Origin of the sequence: Microbacterium sp. 1.5R (assembly GCF_001889265.1) — a bacterium.
In the GTDB taxonomy this organism is placed as follows: Bacteria; Actinomycetota; Actinomycetes; order Actinomycetales; family Microbacteriaceae; genus Microbacterium.
Window position 1 is genome coordinate 133,721 of sequence record NZ_CP018151.1, and the last position, 17,863, is coordinate 151,583.

16 protein-coding genes are annotated in these 17,863 nt (G+C 68.3%); 6 read left to right on the plus strand and 10 right to left on the minus strand.

Features of this window, described 5'->3' with window-relative positions; translation table 11 throughout:
• Positions 1-36 precede the first annotated feature (36 nt).
• The 3 genes from BMW26_RS00690 to BMW26_RS00700 are packed head-to-tail and all read right to left on the minus strand — an operon-like array spanning position 37 to position 2,470.
• Positions 37-837 carry an ABC transporter permease subunit gene (locus tag BMW26_RS00690; protein WP_072590464.1) on the minus strand — a complete coding sequence of 267 codons (801 nt, stop codon included), beginning with the start codon at positions 835-837 and terminating at the stop codon, positions 37-39.
• Complete coding sequence (locus tag BMW26_RS00695) at positions 834-1,817, minus strand: ABC transporter ATP-binding protein (RefSeq protein WP_072590465.1); 984 nt, start codon at positions 1,815-1,817, stop codon at positions 834-836. The genes BMW26_RS00690 and BMW26_RS00695 overlap by 4 nt, the downstream gene beginning before the upstream one ends.
• Positions 1,814-2,470, minus strand: a complete 657-nt coding sequence (locus tag BMW26_RS00700) for a TetR/AcrR family transcriptional regulator (RefSeq protein ID WP_083569421.1) — start codon at positions 2,468-2,470, stop codon at positions 1,814-1,816. Before BMW26_RS00700 ends, BMW26_RS00695 begins: the two co-directional genes overlap by 4 nt.
• A gap of 61 nt (positions 2,471-2,531) precedes the next feature.
• On the opposite strand from BMW26_RS00700, the gene BMW26_RS00705 reads away from it, so the two are divergent.
• The 6 genes from BMW26_RS00705 to BMW26_RS00730 all read left to right on the plus strand — a co-directional run bounded on the left by BMW26_RS00705 (position 2,532) and on the right by BMW26_RS00730 (position 11,665).
• A complete protein-coding gene (locus BMW26_RS00705) occupies positions 2,532-3,653 on the plus strand; it encodes a class I SAM-dependent methyltransferase (protein ID WP_072590467.1) in 1,122 nt (373 codons plus the stop codon).
• Between the two features lie 433 nt (positions 3,654-4,086).
• Positions 4,087-5,391, plus strand: coding sequence for a quaternary amine ABC transporter ATP-binding protein (locus BMW26_RS00710; protein ID WP_053098367.1), 1,305 nt, complete (start codon positions 4,087-4,089; stop codon positions 5,389-5,391).
• On the plus strand, positions 5,391-6,419 hold the full coding sequence (locus BMW26_RS00715) for an ABC transporter permease (RefSeq protein ID WP_072592167.1): 1,029 nt from the start codon (positions 5,391-5,393) through the stop codon (positions 6,417-6,419). The genes BMW26_RS00710 and BMW26_RS00715 overlap by 1 nt, the downstream gene beginning before the upstream one ends.
• A gap of 76 nt (positions 6,420-6,495) precedes the next feature.
• The gene (locus BMW26_RS00720; protein ID WP_053098368.1) at positions 6,496-7,413 is read left to right on the plus strand and encodes a glycine betaine ABC transporter substrate-binding protein; all 918 of its coding nucleotides are present in this window, start codon (positions 6,496-6,498) and stop codon (positions 7,411-7,413) included.
• Between the two features lie 288 nt (positions 7,414-7,701).
• The gene (locus BMW26_RS00725) at positions 7,702-10,002 is read left to right on the plus strand and encodes a GEVED domain-containing protein (protein WP_157557374.1); all 2,301 of its coding nucleotides are present in this window, start codon (positions 7,702-7,704) and stop codon (positions 10,000-10,002) included.
• A gap of 190 nt (positions 10,003-10,192) precedes the next feature.
• A complete protein-coding gene (locus BMW26_RS00730) occupies positions 10,193-11,665 on the plus strand; it encodes a lipase maturation factor family protein (RefSeq protein WP_072592168.1) in 1,473 nt (490 codons plus the stop codon).
• A 194-nt stretch (positions 11,666-11,859) separates the two neighbouring features.
• Here BMW26_RS00730 and BMW26_RS00735 read toward each other — a convergent pair whose 3' ends face one another.
• The 7 genes from BMW26_RS00735 to BMW26_RS00765 form a co-directional block, all read right to left on the minus strand.
• Positions 11,860-12,627 carry an ABC transporter permease gene (locus BMW26_RS00735; protein WP_053098370.1) on the minus strand — a complete coding sequence of 256 codons (768 nt, stop codon included), beginning with the start codon at positions 12,625-12,627 and terminating at the stop codon, positions 11,860-11,862.
• The gene (locus BMW26_RS00740; RefSeq protein ID WP_056275960.1) at positions 12,624-13,409 is read right to left on the minus strand and encodes an ABC transporter ATP-binding protein; all 786 of its coding nucleotides are present in this window, start codon (positions 13,407-13,409) and stop codon (positions 12,624-12,626) included. Before BMW26_RS00740 ends, BMW26_RS00735 begins: the two co-directional genes overlap by 4 nt.
• The gene (locus tag BMW26_RS00745; protein WP_053098372.1) at positions 13,406-13,777 is read right to left on the minus strand and encodes a DUF1048 domain-containing protein; all 372 of its coding nucleotides are present in this window, start codon (positions 13,775-13,777) and stop codon (positions 13,406-13,408) included. Before BMW26_RS00745 ends, BMW26_RS00740 begins: the two co-directional genes overlap by 4 nt.
• A gap of 1 nt (position 13,778) precedes the next feature.
• Positions 13,779-14,138: a PadR family transcriptional regulator gene (locus BMW26_RS00750; RefSeq protein WP_053098373.1), complete on the minus strand. Its 360-nt coding sequence runs from the start codon at positions 14,136-14,138 to the stop codon at positions 13,779-13,781.
• A gap of 206 nt (positions 14,139-14,344) precedes the next feature.
• A complete protein-coding gene (locus BMW26_RS00755; RefSeq protein ID WP_072590469.1) occupies positions 14,345-15,661 on the minus strand; it encodes a threonine/serine ThrE exporter family protein in 1,317 nt (438 codons plus the stop codon).
• A gap of 17 nt (positions 15,662-15,678) precedes the next feature.
• Positions 15,679-17,034 (minus strand): anaerobic C4-dicarboxylate transporter family protein, encoded by a 1,356-nt coding sequence (locus BMW26_RS00760; RefSeq protein WP_072590470.1) that lies wholly within the window; start codon positions 17,032-17,034, stop codon positions 15,679-15,681.
• The gene (locus BMW26_RS00765; protein WP_072590471.1) at positions 17,031-17,771 is read right to left on the minus strand and encodes a peptidase E; all 741 of its coding nucleotides are present in this window, start codon (positions 17,769-17,771) and stop codon (positions 17,031-17,033) included. The genes BMW26_RS00760 and BMW26_RS00765 overlap by 4 nt, the downstream gene beginning before the upstream one ends.
• Between the last annotated feature and the right edge of the window lie 92 nt (positions 17,772-17,863).

Below are 17,863 nucleotides of genomic sequence, written 5' to 3' on the forward strand. Positions count from 1 at the left end.
GCAGGCAGGCAGGCAGGCAGGTGCGGTGAGGAGCGCTCAGCCGCGCAGGTCCCGGGCGCGCAGCGCGACGGCCGAAGCTGCGGCGAGGACCACGGCCAGGCCCCAGGTGAGCGCGAGTCCACCGGCATCCACGCCCTCGGCGAGGGGCGGCTGACGGTACACCCAGGCGTAGGGCGAGAGCGCGTTCAGCCACTCGAGGTCATCGGACTGCTTCGCCAACGCCTGCAGGATGTATCCGAGCACGGCGATCCCTGCGCCGGCGCCGGTCGCCCAGATGCGGCGACCCGTCGCTGCGCCGGCGAGCAGGGCGGCGGATGCCGTGAGGAACGAGAGTCCGGTGAGCGCGGCGCTCGCTCCGACGATGCGCCAGCCGTCGAGGCCGAGCTCGGCCGAGTCGTTCAACGCCCAGACGACGAGCCCCGAGAAGACGCCGAGCCACAGCAGTCGCACGAGCACGGCGAAGGCCGACTCCAGCGCATACCGGCCGCGGCCGATCCCGTGCGCGAGGTCGAGTTCGGCCCGTCCGCTCTCCTCCGCGCCGGCGATGGCCGCCGACCCCCACGTCACTGCTGCGATCGTCAGCAGAAGGAAGCCGATCAGGCCGAAGAACGTGCTCTGCGCGTATCCGGCGCCGGTCGCGATCTGGTCGTACCCGAGGGTGTCGACGAGTTCCTTCGGCAGCGACGAGATCATGGCCTCGAGCTGGCCGTCTCCGGCGAGGCTCGGGTACAGCGGCAGATAGAGGAACAGCACCGCGGCGAGGCCGGCGGTCCATCCGAGCAGGCTTCGCCAGGACTCGCGCAGGCTGCGTCGGAACACGGGCAGGATGCCGTTCATCGCTGCTCCCCCCTGTCGCGCCGCGATCGTCGGGTCGCGGGTCGGGCCGACGCCGGAGTGACAGAGGAGCCGTACAGACGCAGCACGGACTCTTCGAGGTCCGGCTCCTCGACGGTGAGGTCGCGCACCTCGAACGGCGCGAGCGCCTTGATGAACGGGTCGATCGCGCCGTCGACCGTGCCGGACAGGTGCAGGATCCCGTCGGCATCGTGCGCGTCGATGCCGGTGAGCCCCGGCACCCGGTCGAAGCCGGCGCGCGCGGCCGCGGCATCCGTCGTCGCGAGCTCGACGCGCACCCGGCGAATCGAGCCCAGTCGCAGCGAGGCGACGTCGCCGTCGGCGACGACCCGTCCGTTCGCGAGGACGGCGACTTCGTCGGCGGTCTGCTGGATCTCGCTGAGCACATGCGAGCTCAGCAGCACGGTCTGCCCGGCATCCTTCGCCTCGCGGACCATCTGCAGGAACTCCCGCTGCACGAGAGGATCGAGGCCGCTGGTGGGCTCATCGAGGATCAGCAGCTCCGGACGATGCATGAACGCCTGGATCAGCCCCACCTTCTGCTTGTTGCCCTTCGACAGGGTGCGCACCGGACGTGACAGATCGACGCCGAGACGGTCGCCCAGGTCGCGTGCCGTATGCAGGGTCGCGGCGGAGTCCCGTGAACCCGAGACCTGGGCGTAGAACGCCAGCATCCGGTGCCCGCTCGTGCGCCCCTCGAGGTGCAGCTCGCCCGGCACGTAGCCGATGCGCCGCCGCAGAGCGGCACCGCCGTGACGCGGGTCCTCGCCGAGGATGCGCACTGTGCCGGAGGACGGACGGATGATGTCGACCAGTGTGCGGAGCGCGGTGGTCTTGCCCGCGCCGTTCGGTCCGATGAGCCCGAACACGGTTCCCGGACGAACTCGGAGGTCGAGCTCGTGCAGCGCGACGCGGCTGCCGAAGCGCTTGTGCAGACGTTCGATCTCGATGGTGTCGGTCATGATGCGTCTCCTTCCGGGGTGGGACCCTCTGTTCCGAGGGCTTCGCGCGCACCGTCGAGCAGCGCGGTCGTCGAATAGATGCCGTGGGTGAGCAGCTCGAGTGTGGGCAGCGTCGTGCGTCGCAGCCCGGCCGGGCTCAGTTGATCGGTGCCCAGGGCCCGGGCGATCTGAGCGCGCATCACGACCGGCGCCAGGCCGATCAGGGTGAGTGTCAGCGTCGTCATCTCGGGGTCGCTCATCGGCTCGAGCATCCCCGCCTCGCGCTGCTCGGCCAGCACATCGCGCGTCCTCGCGAGGAAGCTGTCGAACAGCCGATCCGCTGCCGGAGAGCCGTCGATCAGCATCCGGGCGAGGTAGTCGATATAGGGCCCGAATCGGCCGAGGTCGTTCAGCGCGGTGCGGATGCGGTCGCCGGTCGGGGCCGTGATGAGGTCGTGCTCCTCATCGGTGAAGACGCCGACGACATAGTCGTCGCACTCCGTGCGCAGGGCGTTCTTGTCGCCGAAGTGATGCACGATCAGCGCGGCGCTGACTCCGGCCTCGGTGGCGATCGCGCGAAGGCTGGTGGCATCGAAGCCGCTGCGCGCGAAGGCGGCGATGGCAGTGTCGCGGATGCGGGCACGAGCGGTGAGATCGTCGGAAGCTGAACGCATGTACAGCACACTAAACAGATGTTCAGCCGCGGTCAAGAGGGGTCGCTCGTACTCTGGAGGAGTGGACTTCCCCTACAGCCGCCTGAGCCGCTGGCCCGACGTCGAGGCCGACAATCTGCAGGCGCACGACGCGACCGACCTGCTGCTCGTCGAGCGCGCGCTGGCGCCGGACTTCTCCGGTCTCTCGGGGCGCGAGATCGCGGTGATCGGCGACGAATACGGGGCGATCACGCTCGCGCTGACGGCCGGCGGACTCGACGGCATCCGCGTGCATCAGGACCTCGCGACCGGGCGACGCGCGCTCGCCCGCAACGCCGAGGAGCTCGGGCTGACGGGATTCTCCACTCACGAGCTCGACGCCGCTCTGCTCGACGGCGCGCGGCTCGTGCTGCTGCAGCTGCCCAAGGCGCTCGCCGAGCTCGAGGAGATCGCGGATGCCGTATCGCGTTGGGCCGCCCCGGATGTGGTGCTCGTCGCAGGCGGGCGCGTGAAGCACATGACCATCACGCAGAACGAGGTGCTCGCGCGGAGCTTCGAGACGGTGCAGGCGCAGCGCGCCGAGCGGAAGTCGCGGCTGGTGGTCGCGTCCGAGCCGCGGCCGGCCCCCGCTGAGTCGCCGTTCCCGGTCACGGAGCGGCATGACGGGCTCGTGCTCGTCGCGCACGGCGGCGCGTTCGCGGGGGCGAAACTCGACATCGGCACGCGGGTTCTGCTCGAGGTGCTCGGTCTCGATGAACAGCCGAGCCCGGCTCCGATCGTCGTCGACCTGGGCTGCGGGACCGGCGCGCTCGCCGCCTCCTACGCCCTCGCGCACCCGGAAGCCCGCGTGATCGCCACCGACCGATCTGCGGCGGCCGTCGCCTCGGCCCGCGCCACGATGGTCGCGAACGGCGTCGACGATCGAGTCGCCGTCATGCACGACGACGCCGGCTCGGAGATCGCCGACGCGACCGCCGACGTCGTGCTGCTCAATCCGCCCTTCCACCTCGGCAGCAGCGTGCACACCGGGGCAGCGACCCGACTGTTCGAGGCCGCCGCCCGCATCCTCCGCCCGGGCGGAGAGCTCTTCACGGTCTTCAACTCGTCGCTCGGGTACCGCGCCGAACTGACCCGGCTCGTCGGGGCGACCGAGCAGCTCGCGCGCACCCCGAAGTTCACGGTCACGCGCAGCATCCGGCGCTGATCCGTCGCCGACTGGGCGTCGTTCGGTCACACTCACTTCCCGCGGCCGAATGCTCGGGATCGGGCCGACGCAGGCGCGAACGGCCGACCGAAATCGCCGACCAGAACCGCGCCGCGACCGCGTCCGAAACCCGCGCAATCCCCCGGTCAGCCGACGAAACTGAACGGCACTAGGGATCGTGGATTTGCCCCTGACCGGCCATTTCGTTACGTTGGTTGGTGGGCCTGACGGCCCGAAGACCAGTCCGCGACCACGTCCTTCTTTCGAATGTGCTGTGCTGCGAAGAGGCGTGGACGTACGGTCGATGCTCTATCGCGGTGGATCCGAAATCCGCCGTCCGCGCCGCCACAGCTCCAACTCGAAACGGCCGGGAGGATCACCCGGGCGCAACCGAAGCAGGCTCAGCCACCCGAAGGCGAGCCGCAGGGGAAACGTGTCCGAAATCGCTCTTGAAGCGCGCAATCTGTACAAGGTGTTCGGGAAGAATCCGAGCAGTGCCGTCCGTCGACTCAAGGCCGGTGAGAGCAGATCCGCCGTCGGCGACGCAGGAACCGCCGCCGTCATCGACGCCAGTTTCACCGTGAACCGCGGCGAGATCTTCGTGATCATGGGGCTCTCCGGTTCCGGCAAGTCCACCATCATCCGCATGCTCAACGGCCTGCATGATGTGACCGACGGATCTGTCATCGTGAACGGCGACCCGATCACGGGCATCCCGTCGTCACGACTCCGCGAGATCCGCCGCGACCGCGTCTCGATGGTGTTCCAGCACTTCGCCCTGCTGCCGCACCGCACGGTCGCCGCGAACGTCGCCTATCCGCTCGAGCTCAAGGGCGTCGGCAAGGACGAGCGACTGAAGAAGGCCGAGGAGATCCTCACCCTGGTGGGTCTCGAAGGCCAGGCCGACAAGCTCCCGTCCGAGCTCTCGGGCGGCATGCAGCAGCGCGTCGGCATCGCCCGTGCGCTCGCCGCCGACTCCGACATCCTGCTCATGGACGAGGCGTTCAGCGCGCTCGACCCGCTGATCCGTCGCGAGATGCAGGAGCAGCTCCTCGAACTGCAGGAGAAGCTGCAGAAGACGATCGTCTTCATCACCCACGACCTCAACGAGGCCATGTTCCTCGGCGACCGCATCGCTGTCATGCGCGACGGTCGCATCGTGCAGATCGGCACGCCCGAGGACATCCTCACGGACCCCGCCAACGACTACGTCGAGCAGTTCGTGCAGGACGTCGACCGCGCTCGCGTGCTCACCGCCGCGAACGTCATGGAGCGCCCGCGCCCGGTCGTCGCCGAGACCGCCGGCCCCCGGACGGCGCTTCGCCAGATGCGCGATGCGTTCATGTCGGCCACCTACGTGACCGGTCGCGACCGCAAGCTGCTGGGAATCGTCACCGACCGCGATGCCGTCAAACTCGTGCGCCAGGGGGTGTCGACCCTCGACTCCATCATCAAGCCGGCGCCGCAGAGCGTCAGCAAGGACGAGGTGCTGATGAACCTGTTCATCCCCTCCGTCGAATCGCCGCTGCCTCTGGCCGTGGTGGATGCCGAGGGGCGCCTCGTCGGCGTGATCCCACGCATCACCCTGCTCGCAGCCCTGGGCCCCGGCCCCGGTGCCACGGGCGAGCTCACCCTGCCGCTTCTTCCGATGCCGCAGGCCGAGATCGATGCCGTGCTCGATGACGGATGGACGGCCGAGCCGCTGCCGGTCGCGACGACGACGGAGGAGGTGCGCTGATGGATGGTTTCCGCATTCCTCTCGGCAGCTGGGTCGCAACGGGAGTCGACTGGATCAAGACGAACCTCGACGGTCTGCTCGACGTCATCTCGTTCGTGGTCAGCTTCCTGGTCGACGGCCTCACCCGCGCCCTGCTGAGCCCGCATTTCGTGGTCATCATCCTGATCGCGGCGTTCATCGCGTGGCTCGTGCGCTCGTGGCAGCTCGCGATCGGGACGATCGTCTCGTTCGGTCTGATCGTGGCCATGGGCCTCTGGGTCCCCGCGATGCAGACCCTCGCCCTCGTGCTCGTCGCCGCGGTGATCGCTGTGCTGATCGCGGTGCCGCTGGGCATCTGGTCGGCCCGCAACGCCACCGTGCGCGCGGTGCTCAAGCCCGTGCTCGACTTCATGCAGACGATGCCGGCGTTCGTCTACCTGATCCCGGCGATCGTGTTCTTCAGCATCGGCGTCGTGCCCGGTCTCGTCGCCACCGTCATCTTCGCGCTGCCTCCGGGTGTGCGACTGACCGAGCTCGGCATCCGCGGAGTCGACTCCGAGACCGTCGAGGCCGGTCAGGCGTTCGGCGCCAAGCCGGGTCAGATCCTGCGCGGCATCCAGCTCCCGCTCGCGATGCCGACGATCCTCGCCGGCGTCAACCAGGTCATCATGCTCGCGCTGTCGATGGCGGTCATCGCCGGTATGGCGGGCGCCGACGGCCTCGGGAAGATCGTCGTCGAGGCGATCTCGACCATCAACATCGCCAAGGGCGTCGAGGCCGGTCTGGGCGTCGTGCTCATCGCCGTCTTCCTCGACCGGGTCACCGCGGCCCTCGGCGACCTGGGCAGCAACCGCTCGTCGCTGCTCGGGATGCTGGCGCGTCGCCGCACGCAGAAGCGTCTCGATGCCGCATCCGCCGAGGCGGACACGACGGCGACGGCATCCGCTCCCCCATCGGCCGACGCGGCCGACGCGCTGGATGCCGACGCCGAGGCCGAGCGACTGAAGGCCTCCCCGCGCCGCGCCCCTGTCGGCGGCGGCGTGCACTGACTCATCCCTTCCGCACAAGAGAACACGCAGTACACAGCAACACAGCACCTATATATACGGAACGAGAGACATACACATGAAGAAGAAGATCCTGACCATCGCGGCGATCGGCGCCGCAGCGACACTGACCCTCGCCGGCTGCAGCGGTGACGGCATGGGCGGAACCGGCGGAGACACCGGCGGCAGCGAGTCCGGTTCGGGCGACAAGGGCACGATCACCCTCGGGTTCCTGCCCTCGTGGACCGACGGACTCAGCACCGCATACCTGCTGCAGGACCAGCTCGAGAAGATCGGCTACACGGTCGAGATGAAGACGCTGACCGAGGCGGGTCCGCTGTACACCGGTCTGGCGCAGGGCGATGTCGACATGTACCCGTCGGCCTGGCCCGAGCTGACGCACGCCGAGTACATGGAGACGTACGGCGACGACATCGAGGACCTCGGCGCGTACTACGACAACGCGAAGCTGACCCTCGCGGTTCCGGAGTACTCCGACCTGAACTCGATCGAGGACCTCGCGGGCAAGGGCGCAGAGCTCGACGGCAAGATCTACGGCATCGAGCCGGGTGCCGGCCTCACCGCGCAGACCCAGAAGATGATGCCGGAGTACGGTCTCGACGGCGAGTACGAGCTCGTCACCTCGTCGACCGCGGCGATGCTCACCGAGCTGAAGTCGGCGACCGACAAGCAGGAGGACATCGTCGTGACGCTGTGGCGTCCGTTCTGGGCCAACGACGCCTTCCCCGTGAAGGACCTCGAAGACCCCAAGGGTGCGATGGGCGAGTCCGAGGCCCTGCACTTCCTCGGCACGAAGGGCTTCGCGGAGGAGTTCCCCGAGGCCGCCGAGCTGATCGAGCAGATCAAGCTCGACGACGAGCAGTACGGTTCGCTCGAGGACATGGTCGTGAACGAGTACGGCGAGGGCAAGGAAGCGGATGCCATCGACGCGTGGCTCGAGGAGAACGGCGACCAGTTCGACTGGGTCGTCAGCTGACCTGACTCACGGGAACGAGTCCGTCCGCACGCGGGTGGACTCCCCTCCGATGGGCGGAGGATCTGTCACGGATCCTCCGCCCATCGCTGTGTCTGGGCGGGTGTATTGATGTACCGAAACAGCGGCCATGCACCCCCGTCACGATGTCGCGAGCCCCACGTCTTGTGAGTGCCGTCGAAAGATCGACGACACCCCAGACATGCTTCGCCGGGGCTGATTGCCATGCGCATCGGTCCGTTGCTCGGATCCCGGAACTCCTGCGAGATGTCCCTGTGATTCGAGGACCTCATGACAGCACCCGCATCGGCATCCGCACGCGTACCCCGAGGGCGCCGTCGCCTCCGAACGATCCTCGGAGTCGCGCTCATGGGCGCGATCCTGCTCGCCGGCGGGCTGCCGATGACGCAGCAGCCGGCAGAGGCCATCGAGGAAGCGCTGAGCACGACGCGCACCGCGACGAGCGCGACCATGAACTACCGCGGCGGAGTCACGGCCACACTGACGGTGAACCCGGCGACCACGAAGTCGGGCTCGGCCGGCGTGCAGTTCCTGGCGACCACGCCGCACAACGGATACGGCGCGACCAACGCGATGTTCGCGCCCGGCCTGGACGTCGCGACCACGCCGACGGTAGGACTCGAGGCGGGCGCCGGCATGTGCGACGGCCTGGACTTCTCCGGCTACTGCGCGAACAAGAACGGCACCCTCACGGTGGCATTCAGCCGCGCGGTCACGGATCCGATCATCGACATCTCCGGTCTCGGCGGCTACGCGCAGTGCGTGGAGGAGCGCAATACAGCCGACACGTTCTGCGAGATCATCACCGGCAACGGATTCACGATGAAGACGGATGCCGATGGTGACCGCACAGCCGCGGGCTGGATCGCCATGCAGATGGACATCGTGACACCCGGAGTGACGTTCGCTCCGATCGCCGGCGCGCAGAACCTCAGCGTCACCCCCACCACGCTCACCGCTGCGACGAAGACGAGCAGCTCGCGGTGCAACACCATGCTCCCCACTGCGGCCGAGCTGGCTGGGCGGACGATGACCAGCACCGCGCTCGCCGGCTGCGGCTCCGTCGTGCTGAAGGGCACCTTCCAGACGGTCACCATGAATCTCGGCACGCACATCCAGCGGGCGCCGGCGGCGGATGGCTGGGCGAACGGGTACAACACCTACGACCCGGGCAAGAGCCTCGGCGACCTGATCCGACTCTCGATCCGGCTGCACGAGGACATGGGCGACGCGCCGAGCAGCTACGACGCCGCTCAGGCCGCGGTGCACGTCCAGGGGCCGCTGCGCCTCGGTGCGGGCATCACGTCGGATGCCGACGCGACGGCCAAGCCGACGCTCTCGCCGAACGCCGGTGCAGGAGCCTCGCTCGACACGGATGACGCGATCGCCGACGGCATCCGGGCTCCGCGCGCGATCCGCGGCACCGCGTACTCGCTGCCGATCCCGCTGTCGGGCACCACGTCGCCCGGCACGGTCGCCGGATGGATCGACTTCAACAAGAACGGCATCTTCGATGCGACCGAGCGGGTGCAGGCCGCCTTCCTCGCCGGTGCGACCTCGGTGAACCTCGCGTGGACGGTGCCGGGGACGGCCGTCGTGGGTGACACGTACCTGCGTCTGCGCACGTCGTTCACCGCTGCGGAAGTGGCTGACCCGCGAGGCATCTCGCAGTCCGGTGAGGTCGAGGACTACATCCTCACCCTCGCCGCGGCGGCACCCGCGATCGAGGTCGTCAAGCTCGTGAACGGCGACGACGCGAACACCGCGCCGGGAGTCGCCGTCGACGCCGGATCGGCGATGAGGTTCGAGTTCCGGGTCACGAACACGGGCAATGTCGTGCTGACCGCCGTGCAGCTCGCGGATGACGTCATCGCGGCCGCCTCGATCCTTCCCGTCGGCGCGTGGGACGGCACGCTCGATCCGGGAGAGTCGGTCGTGTTCACCGCGACCTACCCCGCCCCGACCACGGGCGGCGTGCTGCACAAGAACACGGCGACCGCCTCAGGGCAGCCGGCGTCGGGCGGGGCTCGGGTCACGGACACCGATCCGGCCCACGCGACCACGCGTGAGGTGCTGGCCTCGCTCATCGTCGAGAAGCTCGGCGAAGACGTCAACGGCGACTGGGTGCGGATGGACGGGTCGGGCTTCCGGCTGCTCGCCGACGCCGCGGGGGTTCCCGGTGCGCCGGTGACTCCCGGGCTGATCGCCGGGGCCGAGGTCGGGCTGTTCACCGCCGCTGGCCTGCGCCCTGGCACGTACTGGCTCGAAGAGACGACGGCTCCGGAAGGGTTCTCACTCCTCGCCGAGCCGGTGAAGATCATCGTGTCGGCGGCCGGTGTGCTGTCGATCGCCGACGGGCAGTCGAGTCCGCAGGTCACCCTCGCCGGCAGCACGGTGTCGGTGCGGGACGTCCCGGTGTTCGAGCTGCCGGCCGCGGGCGGAACGGGGTCGCACGGCTTCACGCTCACCGGAGGTCTGCTGATCGCGCTCGCGATCGCGGGCGTGGTCGCGCTGGAGATCCGTCGCGCACGGCGTGGGCGTCGCGAGGAAGTGCTCGACGCCGTCAGCTGACCCGGGTCGAGTCGTCTGCGATCGGGAGGAGATCGGCGCTCGGGAGGGGGGTCCCCGGTGGATCCTCCTCCCGATCGCCGTTCACCTCCCGATCGCTGGTCGTCTCCCGACACGGCGACTCCCGACACGGCGCCACCCGGCACGCGCAACCCCCTCTTCGACCTGTCGCACCCGGGGTTAGCCTGTGGCCGTGGACGGGTTCGCGGCGGTCGACTTCGGGTTCGCCCGCGAGGTCCTGCAACGGGGCGTCGCGGCGCTCTATCTCGTCGCGTTCATCTCGACTCTGAACCAGTTCCGACCGCTGCTCGGCGAGCACGGGCTGCTGCCGGCACCGGCGCTGCTCGACTGGATCGGGCAGAAGGAGTCACGACGGCGGATGCTGCATCCGACCCTCTTCCTCCGCGTCCGGTACTCCGACCGCAGGCTCGGACTGCTGTGCGGGGCAGGGATCGTCGTGTCCGCGGCGCTGGTCGTCGGCATCCCGCAGTGGGGTCCGCCGTGGGTGCCGATGCTGTGCTTCCTCGCGCTGTGGCTCGGATACATGTCGGTGGTCAGTATCGGTCAGACCTTCTATTCGTTCGGCTGGGAGATGCTGCTGCTCGAGGCGGGGTTCCTGGCCGCCTTCCTCGGTTCGAACGATCAGCCTCCGCCGACCGTCGTGATCGTGCTGTTCTGGTGGCTGCTGTTCCGTGTCGAGTTCGGTGCCGGCATGATCAAGATCCGCGGCGGGCGGGAGTGGCGTGACCTCACGGCGCTGATGTACCACCACGAGACGCAGCCCATGCCGGGGCCGCTCAGCAGGCAGGCCCATCTGCTGCCACGGTGGTTCCATCGCGCCGAGGTCGTCGGCAACCACGTCGCGCAGCTCGTCGTGCCCTTCTTCGTGTTCGCTCCGCTGCTGTCGGTCTGGATTCCCGGTCCCGTGCCCCAGATCGTCGGGGCGGTGGCCGCGACGATCATGATCGCGACCCAGGTGTGGCTCGTCGCGACAGGCAACTTCGCCTGGCTGAACTGGGTGACGATCGTGATCGCCTTCTCGGCGATCGGACTGCCGGGGGTGGGCGCGGCACCGCGCGACGATGCGATGGACGACACGCTGTGGCCCGGCATCCCGCTGTACTGGTTCGTGCTCACGGCCGCCGTGGGCGTGCTCGTCGTGGCGCTGAGCGGGCCCGCCCTGCGCAACCTGTTCGCGCGGCGGCAGCTGATGAACGCGAGCTTCAACCGGTGGCAGATCGGCAACGCCTACGGAGCGTTCGGCACGGTCACGAAGCAGCGGGTCGAGATCGTCGTCGAGGGATCGGTCGACGACGACGGTCTGCTGTGGCGCGAGTACGAGTTCAAGGGAAAACCGGGCGACGTGCGACGCATCCCGGGGCAGTTCGCGCCGTACCACCTTCGCCTCGACTGGCTGATGTGGTTCCTGCCGCTCGGCCGTTCGCTCGACGACTGGTTCACGGTCTTCCTGCTGCGACTGCTCGAGGCCGATGCTCCGACGCTCGCTCTGCTGCGGTCCGACCCGTTCGACGGTGAGCCGCCGCGGTGGGTGCGCGCCGTGTCATACCGCTACCGCTTCGCGACGCGGGCCGAACGGCGCGACGGCGCCGGGGTGTGGGTGCGCACGCGCCAGTCCGTCGTGCTCGGCCCCCTCGGGCTGCGGTAGGCCGCGGCATCCGGCGTCCGGCGCCAGGCATCCCCCACCATCGTTCCGGAGGAGATCTGCGATCGGGAGGGCATATTGCCGAGACTCATCCTCCGAATCGCAGATCTCCTCCCGCATGAAGGCACGCCGAGCGCGGCGAAACGCCCCGGCCGGGCGCGGGGCCCGGACGGAGCGTTCCGTCTCACTGCAGACGTTCAACTGACCTTCTTGCGGTACGAGATGATCGCGAACACATAGGCGACGACCAGGATGCCGACGCACCAGGCGAGAGCGACCCAGATGTCGGTGCCGACCGGCTGCTCGGCGAACAGCGCCTGGATGGTGTCGACGATCGAGGTGACCGGCTGGTTCTCGGCGAACCACTGCACCGGACCCGGCATCGTGTCGGTCGGCACGAAGGCCGAGCTGATGAACGGCAGGAAGATCAGCGGATACGAGAACGCGCTCGCCCCGTCGACCGTCTTGGCGTTGAGCCCCGCGATGATCGCGAGCCACGTGAGCGCCAGGGTGAACAGCATCAGGATGCCGATGACGGCGAGCCAGGCCCAGACGCTCGCCCCGGTGCGGAATCCCATCACGAACCCGACCGCGAAGATGATCGCGAGGGTGATGGCGTTCGCGGTGAGTGATGTGAGCACGTGCGCCCACAGCACGCTCGATCGGGCGATCGGCATGGAGTGGAAGCGCTCGAAGATGCCGCTCTGCATGTCGGTGAAGAGCCGGAACGCCGTGTAGGCGATGCCGGACGCGATCGCGATCAGCAGGATGCCCGGAAGCAGATAGTTCACGTAGTTGTCGACCCCGGTGCTCGTCTGCAGAGCCCCGCCGAAGACGTAGACGAACAGCAGCATCAGGGCGATCGGGGTGACCGCCGTCGTGATGATCGTGTCGGGGCTGCGGAAGATGTGCCGCATCGAGCGGCCGGTGAGTGTCGCCGTATCGGCGGCGAAGTGCGTGCTCATGCTGCGTTCTCCTTTCCGGTGGTCGAACCCGACTTCGGTCCGATGAGAGTGAGGAAGATCTCCTCGAGGGTGGGCTGCTTCTCGACGTACTCGACCTTCGCCGCGGGCAGCAGCCGCTTGAGGTCGGCGAGGGTGCCGTTGGCGATGATCCGACCCTCGTGCAGGATCGCGATGCGGTCGGCCAGCTGCTCGGCCTCATCGAGGTACTGCGTGGTGAGCAGCACGGTGGTGCCGGTGTTCGCGAGCTTCTTCACCACGTCCCACACCTCGATGCGGGCCTCGGGGTCGAGACCGGTGGTCGGCTCGTCGAGGTAGATCACCTCGGGATTCCCGACGAGGCTCATCGCGATGTCGAGTCGGCGACGCATACCGCCGGAGTAGGTGCCGACCTTGCGGCCCCCGGCATCCGTCAGCCGGAACGTCGCGAGCAGTTCGTCGGCCACCGTTCCGGGGTCGGGCAGGTGGCGCAGCTGGGCGACGAGCACGAGGTTCTCGCGTCCGGTGAGGATCTCGTCCACTGCGGCGAACTGACCGGTGAGGCTGATGCGCTGACGGACGCCGAGGGGGTCGGCGGCCACGTCGATCCCCTGCACGGTGGCTGCACCGGCATCAGACTTCAGCAGCGTCGAGAGGATGCGGACCATCGTCGTCTTGCCGGCGCCGTTCGAGCCGAGGAGGGCGAAGATCGTCCCTTTCTCGACCTCGAAGTCGACGCCTCGCAGCACGTGGAGGTCCTTGTAGGACTTCTCGATGCCGCGAACGGCGATCGCTGGTGCGTTCATGATCGTGACTCCTTCTTCTTCGCGTCGTCGACCGCCGTGACGAGGCGGGCGCGCTCCTTGTCGATCCAGTGGGTTCCGCCGTACGCCTCGGCGTAGGTCTCGGCGAACGAGACGGGGTCGTCGCCGACGATGTCGTCGATCGGGGTGCCGTCTATGGCGGCGCGCTCCCACAGATCGGCGAGGTCGAGGAAGATCTGCACGAGGATGTCGCCGTCGGTGATGCCCCCGTAGTACATCGTGTAGCGGTGCTGGGCGTTGGCGACCGTGCGATACGGCTCGGGGAGGGCGTCGATGCGCTTCTTCGCATCGCGGTACTGCTTCTTCTGCTCGAGCGATCCGGTGAGCGCTTCGATCCACTTGGCGGCCATGTCAGTTCTCCTTGTTGTTCGTGTTCGTGCTGTTCGTGCTGTTCGTGTTCAGCTGTTCGATGTGCTCGGAGAGGAAGCTCCACGTCTTCCAGAACTCCTCGAGCTCCTGCGTGCCTGCGGCGTTCAGGGAGTACACCTTGCGGGGCGGTCCCTTCTCGCTCGGCACCTTCTCGACGTCGACGAGCTTCTTCTGCTCGACGCGCACCAGCAGTGCGTAGATCGTGCCCTCGGCGATGTCGGTGAATCCGTGGTCGCGCACGCGGCTGGTGATCTCGTAGCCGTAAGCCGGCTGCTCGGCGAGGAGTGCCAGGACGATGCCCTCGAGTGTGCCCTTGAGCATCTCGGTCATCTGCTTGCCCATGAGAGCCTCCTTTCGTTGGTTCGGTACTCAGTGTTGCTGGGTACCGGTACAAAGTAACACTGAGTACCGGTACTTAGCAACACCGAATACTGAACTTTCTCGGAAGCCGCCCGGTGGCCGCGTTGACGGTCGCGCTTCGTGCTGCGCGGGCTGCTGCCGCCCGGGTGGCTGAGCGATCCGCGGCCGGGCTCAGTCGCGAGCGCGGCTCAGTCGCGAGCGCGCCGCCAGGGCAGCAGCCGGTCGAGGAACCGCCGCGGCGCCTCGGACACCACCGTGGGCGGAGCGACGGCGAACTGCACGATCTCCTCGGCCCCGTGGTGCACCACCCGATACAGCGCGGTGCCGATGAGCACTCCGAGCGCGATCGACATGATCGACAGCAGTGCCGCCATGAAGTCGGCGAGGCCGCTGTCGGTGGCGACGGCCTCGGTGAGTCCGACGAGTCCCGCAGCGCCCGGGACGAGCAGCCAGAACGCGGGAAGGAACGTGATCTGCGCCGGGACACCGCGGCGCAGCGAGGCGATCCAGAACACCACGAGTGCCATCGCCACGGCCCCGACGAATCCGCCCAGGGTCGCGCCGAGCAGCGCGGTGCCGACCCACTGTCCGATGTACGCGACGACGAGCGCCAGCAGCACCCACCCGAATGTCGAGGTGGGGGCCGAGAAGTGCAGATAGTTGCCGAGCGCGAACACCAGGATGCCGATCAGCGCGACCCACCACGGTAGGAAGGATGCCGCTTCGAGCGGCTCGTAGGAGCGCGATTCGACACCCACGACGGTGCCTGCCGCCAGGATGCCGAATGCCAGCAGGGCGAGCTGCACGAAGCCGTAGATCAGACGCGAGGCGCCCGAGATCATCTGCCCCGCCGCGAGCTCGACGGTCGCGGTCGTCAGCACGCCTCCGGGCAGGAAGGTGACCAGCGGGGCGATGAGCAGCCGGATCGGATCGCCGATCTCGATGACCTCGGCGAGCAGGAACACCGCGGCGGCGCACACGAACGCCGCGGCGATCGGCATCACGAGCTGCAGGGTGGGCGAGCGCACGAGCTTGAGCAGCCCGATGCCCGCACCCAGCACGAAGGCGACGATCGCGCCCTGCCAGGTGGGGGCGAGCAGCAGCGCCAAGCCGGTCGTCAGCACGGCATGCCCGAACGTGCGGGTGACCCAGCCCAGCCGTGGACGCATCGCCCCGATCTCGTTCAGGCGACGGATGCCGTCGAGCGGCGACACCGAGGCGGTGCGCGCCTGCGCGATCAGCTCGTACAGGGCCGCGATCTGGTCGAAGCGGAACGAGGCGTTGGTCGCCGACCGGATCGCGACTCGCGACTCCTCGTCGTCGCCGGTCTCCACCAGGATGATGGTCGGCAGCACGACGAAGTCGGTGTCGTCACCGCCATAGGCCTCGACGACCTCTGTCATCGTGTCGCGGATGCGGTCGACCGACTCGGCCGAGGCGTTCATGCCCTGCGCCACTCCCAGAAGGAACTGGCGCAGGGCCGAGCGGTCGAGCACGTCCGGCATGTCAGCGCGCGCTCACGTCACGAGAACAGGAACGACAGGGTCACGCCGACGACGATCGCGACGCCGATGTAGACGAGGTTGGGCAGCTGGAACGAGTGGTCGAAGACGAACCTGCCCATCTTCGTCGTGCCGGTCTGGTCGAATGCGACGGTGGCGACCTGACTGCCGTTGGCCGGCAGCGTGTAGATGCCCATGGTCGACGGCCACAGCCCGACGAGCAGCGGTGCGGGCAGCCCGATGGTGATGCCGATCGGGACGATCGCGTTGGTCGCGCTCGATTGGCTCGTGGTCAGCATCGCGACAGCGAACAGCGCGAGGGCGAACAGCAGTGCTCCGAGGAACGCCGACGATCCCGACACCACCGAGCCGAGGCCGTCGACGATCAGCGTCTGGTTGGCGGCGACGAAGGTGTTGGCGAGCCACGCGATGCCGAACAGGGCGATCGCGCCGACGATGCCGGCGGGGAACGTCGGCTGCTTCGGCACATCCGCGGCCTTGACCTTGCAGAACACGAAGATGAGAGCGGCGATGACACCCATCACGACCTCGATGATCACGGTCACGCTCAGACGCACCGGGTCGCCGGCGTCGTCGGTGCCGATCACGGGGCGCAGCCCCTCGAAGAGCCCGAAGAGCACGATGACGCCGACGCCGATCAGGAAGAGCGTGGCAGACAGCACTGCGGTGCGCGGAAGCCTGCTGTCGTGCGCGTCGACCGTGGGCGGCTGGATCTGGTGGCTCTCGAGGCGCCGCTGGAACTCGGGGTCGTCTTCGAGGTCCTTGCCGTGGCGCATCATGACGAGCGCGGCGACGAAGAGCCCGGCGATCGACGCGGGCCACATGATCAGCAGCAGTCCGCCGAGATCGACTCCCTGCGGCGCGAGGAGCACCACCATCGACGCGGTCGCTGCCGAGACGGGGGAGCAGAGGATGCCGACCTGCGACGCGACCGCCGAGACGGAGAGCGCTCGTTCGGGGCGGATCTTCTGCTGGTACGACACGTCGTAGATCACCGGCAGCAGCGGGTAGAAGATGTTGCCCGTGCCGGCGCCGACCGTGAAGAGGAACGACATCGCCGGGGCGAGGAAGACCACGGACTTCGGCTTGCGTCTGATCACCTTGGCGGCGATAGACACCATCCAGTCGATGCCGCCGGCCGCCTGCATGGTGGATGCGGCCGTGATCACCGTGATGACGATGAAGACGGCATCCACCGGGGCGTTGCCGGGAGCCTCTCCGAACACGAAGATGAGCACGGCGACGCCGACGAGTCCCCACACGCCCAGGCCGATCCCGCTGGTGCGGGTGCCCATGTAGATCGCGAGGATGACGACGATCAGTTGGGCGATCAGGATCCACACGTTGTCGTTCACGTCGACGGCCCCTTCGTGATCGGGGCGGATGCCGTGAGGATCTCGGTCGCGAGCTCGGTCTCGACGATCCTGCCGCCGATCGCCTCGACGCGCAGCGCGAGCGGGTTCTCGACCGGGCTGATCGCCGTGACGAAGTCGGAGTTCTCGAAGTGCAGCGACTGCAGGTTGCCGACCGCGTATCCGGTCGCGAGCTCACCGCTGAGCAGCGACGCGTGGAAGAGCGGTCGCCGCTGATCCTCGGCGTCGTAGTGCGGACAGAAGCTGCCATGCAGGAATCCGAGCCCCTCGGGCAGCACCTGCAGGGTCGGACCGTAGCTGTCGGTCGTGCCGCCCTCGAACCAGCAGATGCCGCCGGCGCTGCCTCCGGTGAACACGACGTTCGAGTTCGGGTCCTCCCACATCTCGCGCATGACCTCGTCGAGGCCCTGGCGTTTCCAGACGTCGAGCATGTTCGCGGTGTTGCCGCCGCCGACATGGATGACGTCGAACCCCTTCACGAAATCGGCGAGGTCGTCGACCGATCGGTGGAAGAGGGGCAGATGATGCGGTGCGCAGCGGTCCGAGTCGTACGTCGCGTAGAAGCTCACGATGTATGCCGCGTCATCGCCCGTCGCCGTGCCGACGAACAGCACTCGAGGTCTCTTCTTGCGGGTGAGCCCGAGGATGTAGTCGTGCGTCGGATCGTTCCGCCGCTCCATCATGGCCTTGCCTGCGCCCGTCGCCACCACATGAGACACGTCGCCACCCCCGCTGTCGTCTGCGAATGCGCTCAGCGTATTGGGGTTCGGGGCGCTGCGGGGGGTGATCTCACCCGGGCGGGGCGACCGCC

Coding starts and splice junctions, on each gene's coding strand:
- BMW26_RS00690 (WP_072590464.1), bottom strand. CDS start 837: ATGAACGGCATCCTGCCCGTGTTCCGACGCAGCCTGCGCGAGTCCTGG.
- BMW26_RS00695 (WP_072590465.1), bottom strand. CDS start 1,817: ATGACCGACACCATCGAGATCGAACGTCTGCACAAGCGCTTCGGCAGC.
- BMW26_RS00700 (WP_083569421.1), bottom strand. CDS start 2,470: ATGCGTTCAGCTTCCGACGATCTCACCGCTCGTGCCCGCATCCGCGAC.
- BMW26_RS00715 (WP_072592167.1), top strand. CDS start 5,391: ATGGATGGTTTCCGCATTCCTCTCGGCAGCTGGGTCGCAACGGGAGTC.
- BMW26_RS00720 (WP_053098368.1), top strand. CDS start 6,496: ATGAAGAAGAAGATCCTGACCATCGCGGCGATCGGCGCCGCAGCGACA.
- BMW26_RS00725 (WP_157557374.1), top strand. CDS start 7,702: ATGACAGCACCCGCATCGGCATCCGCACGCGTACCCCGAGGGCGCCGT.
- BMW26_RS00735 (WP_053098370.1), bottom strand. CDS start 12,627: ATGAGCACGCACTTCGCCGCCGATACGGCGACACTCACCGGCCGCTCG.
- BMW26_RS00740 (WP_056275960.1), bottom strand. CDS start 13,409: ATGAACGCACCAGCGATCGCCGTTCGCGGCATCGAGAAGTCCTACAAG.
- BMW26_RS00745 (WP_053098372.1), bottom strand. CDS start 13,777: ATGGCCGCCAAGTGGATCGAAGCGCTCACCGGATCGCTCGAGCAGAAG.
- BMW26_RS00750 (WP_053098373.1), bottom strand. CDS start 14,138: ATGGGCAAGCAGATGACCGAGATGCTCAAGGGCACACTCGAGGGCATC.
- BMW26_RS00755 (WP_072590469.1), bottom strand. CDS start 15,661: ATGCCGGACGTGCTCGACCGCTCGGCCCTGCGCCAGTTCCTTCTGGGA.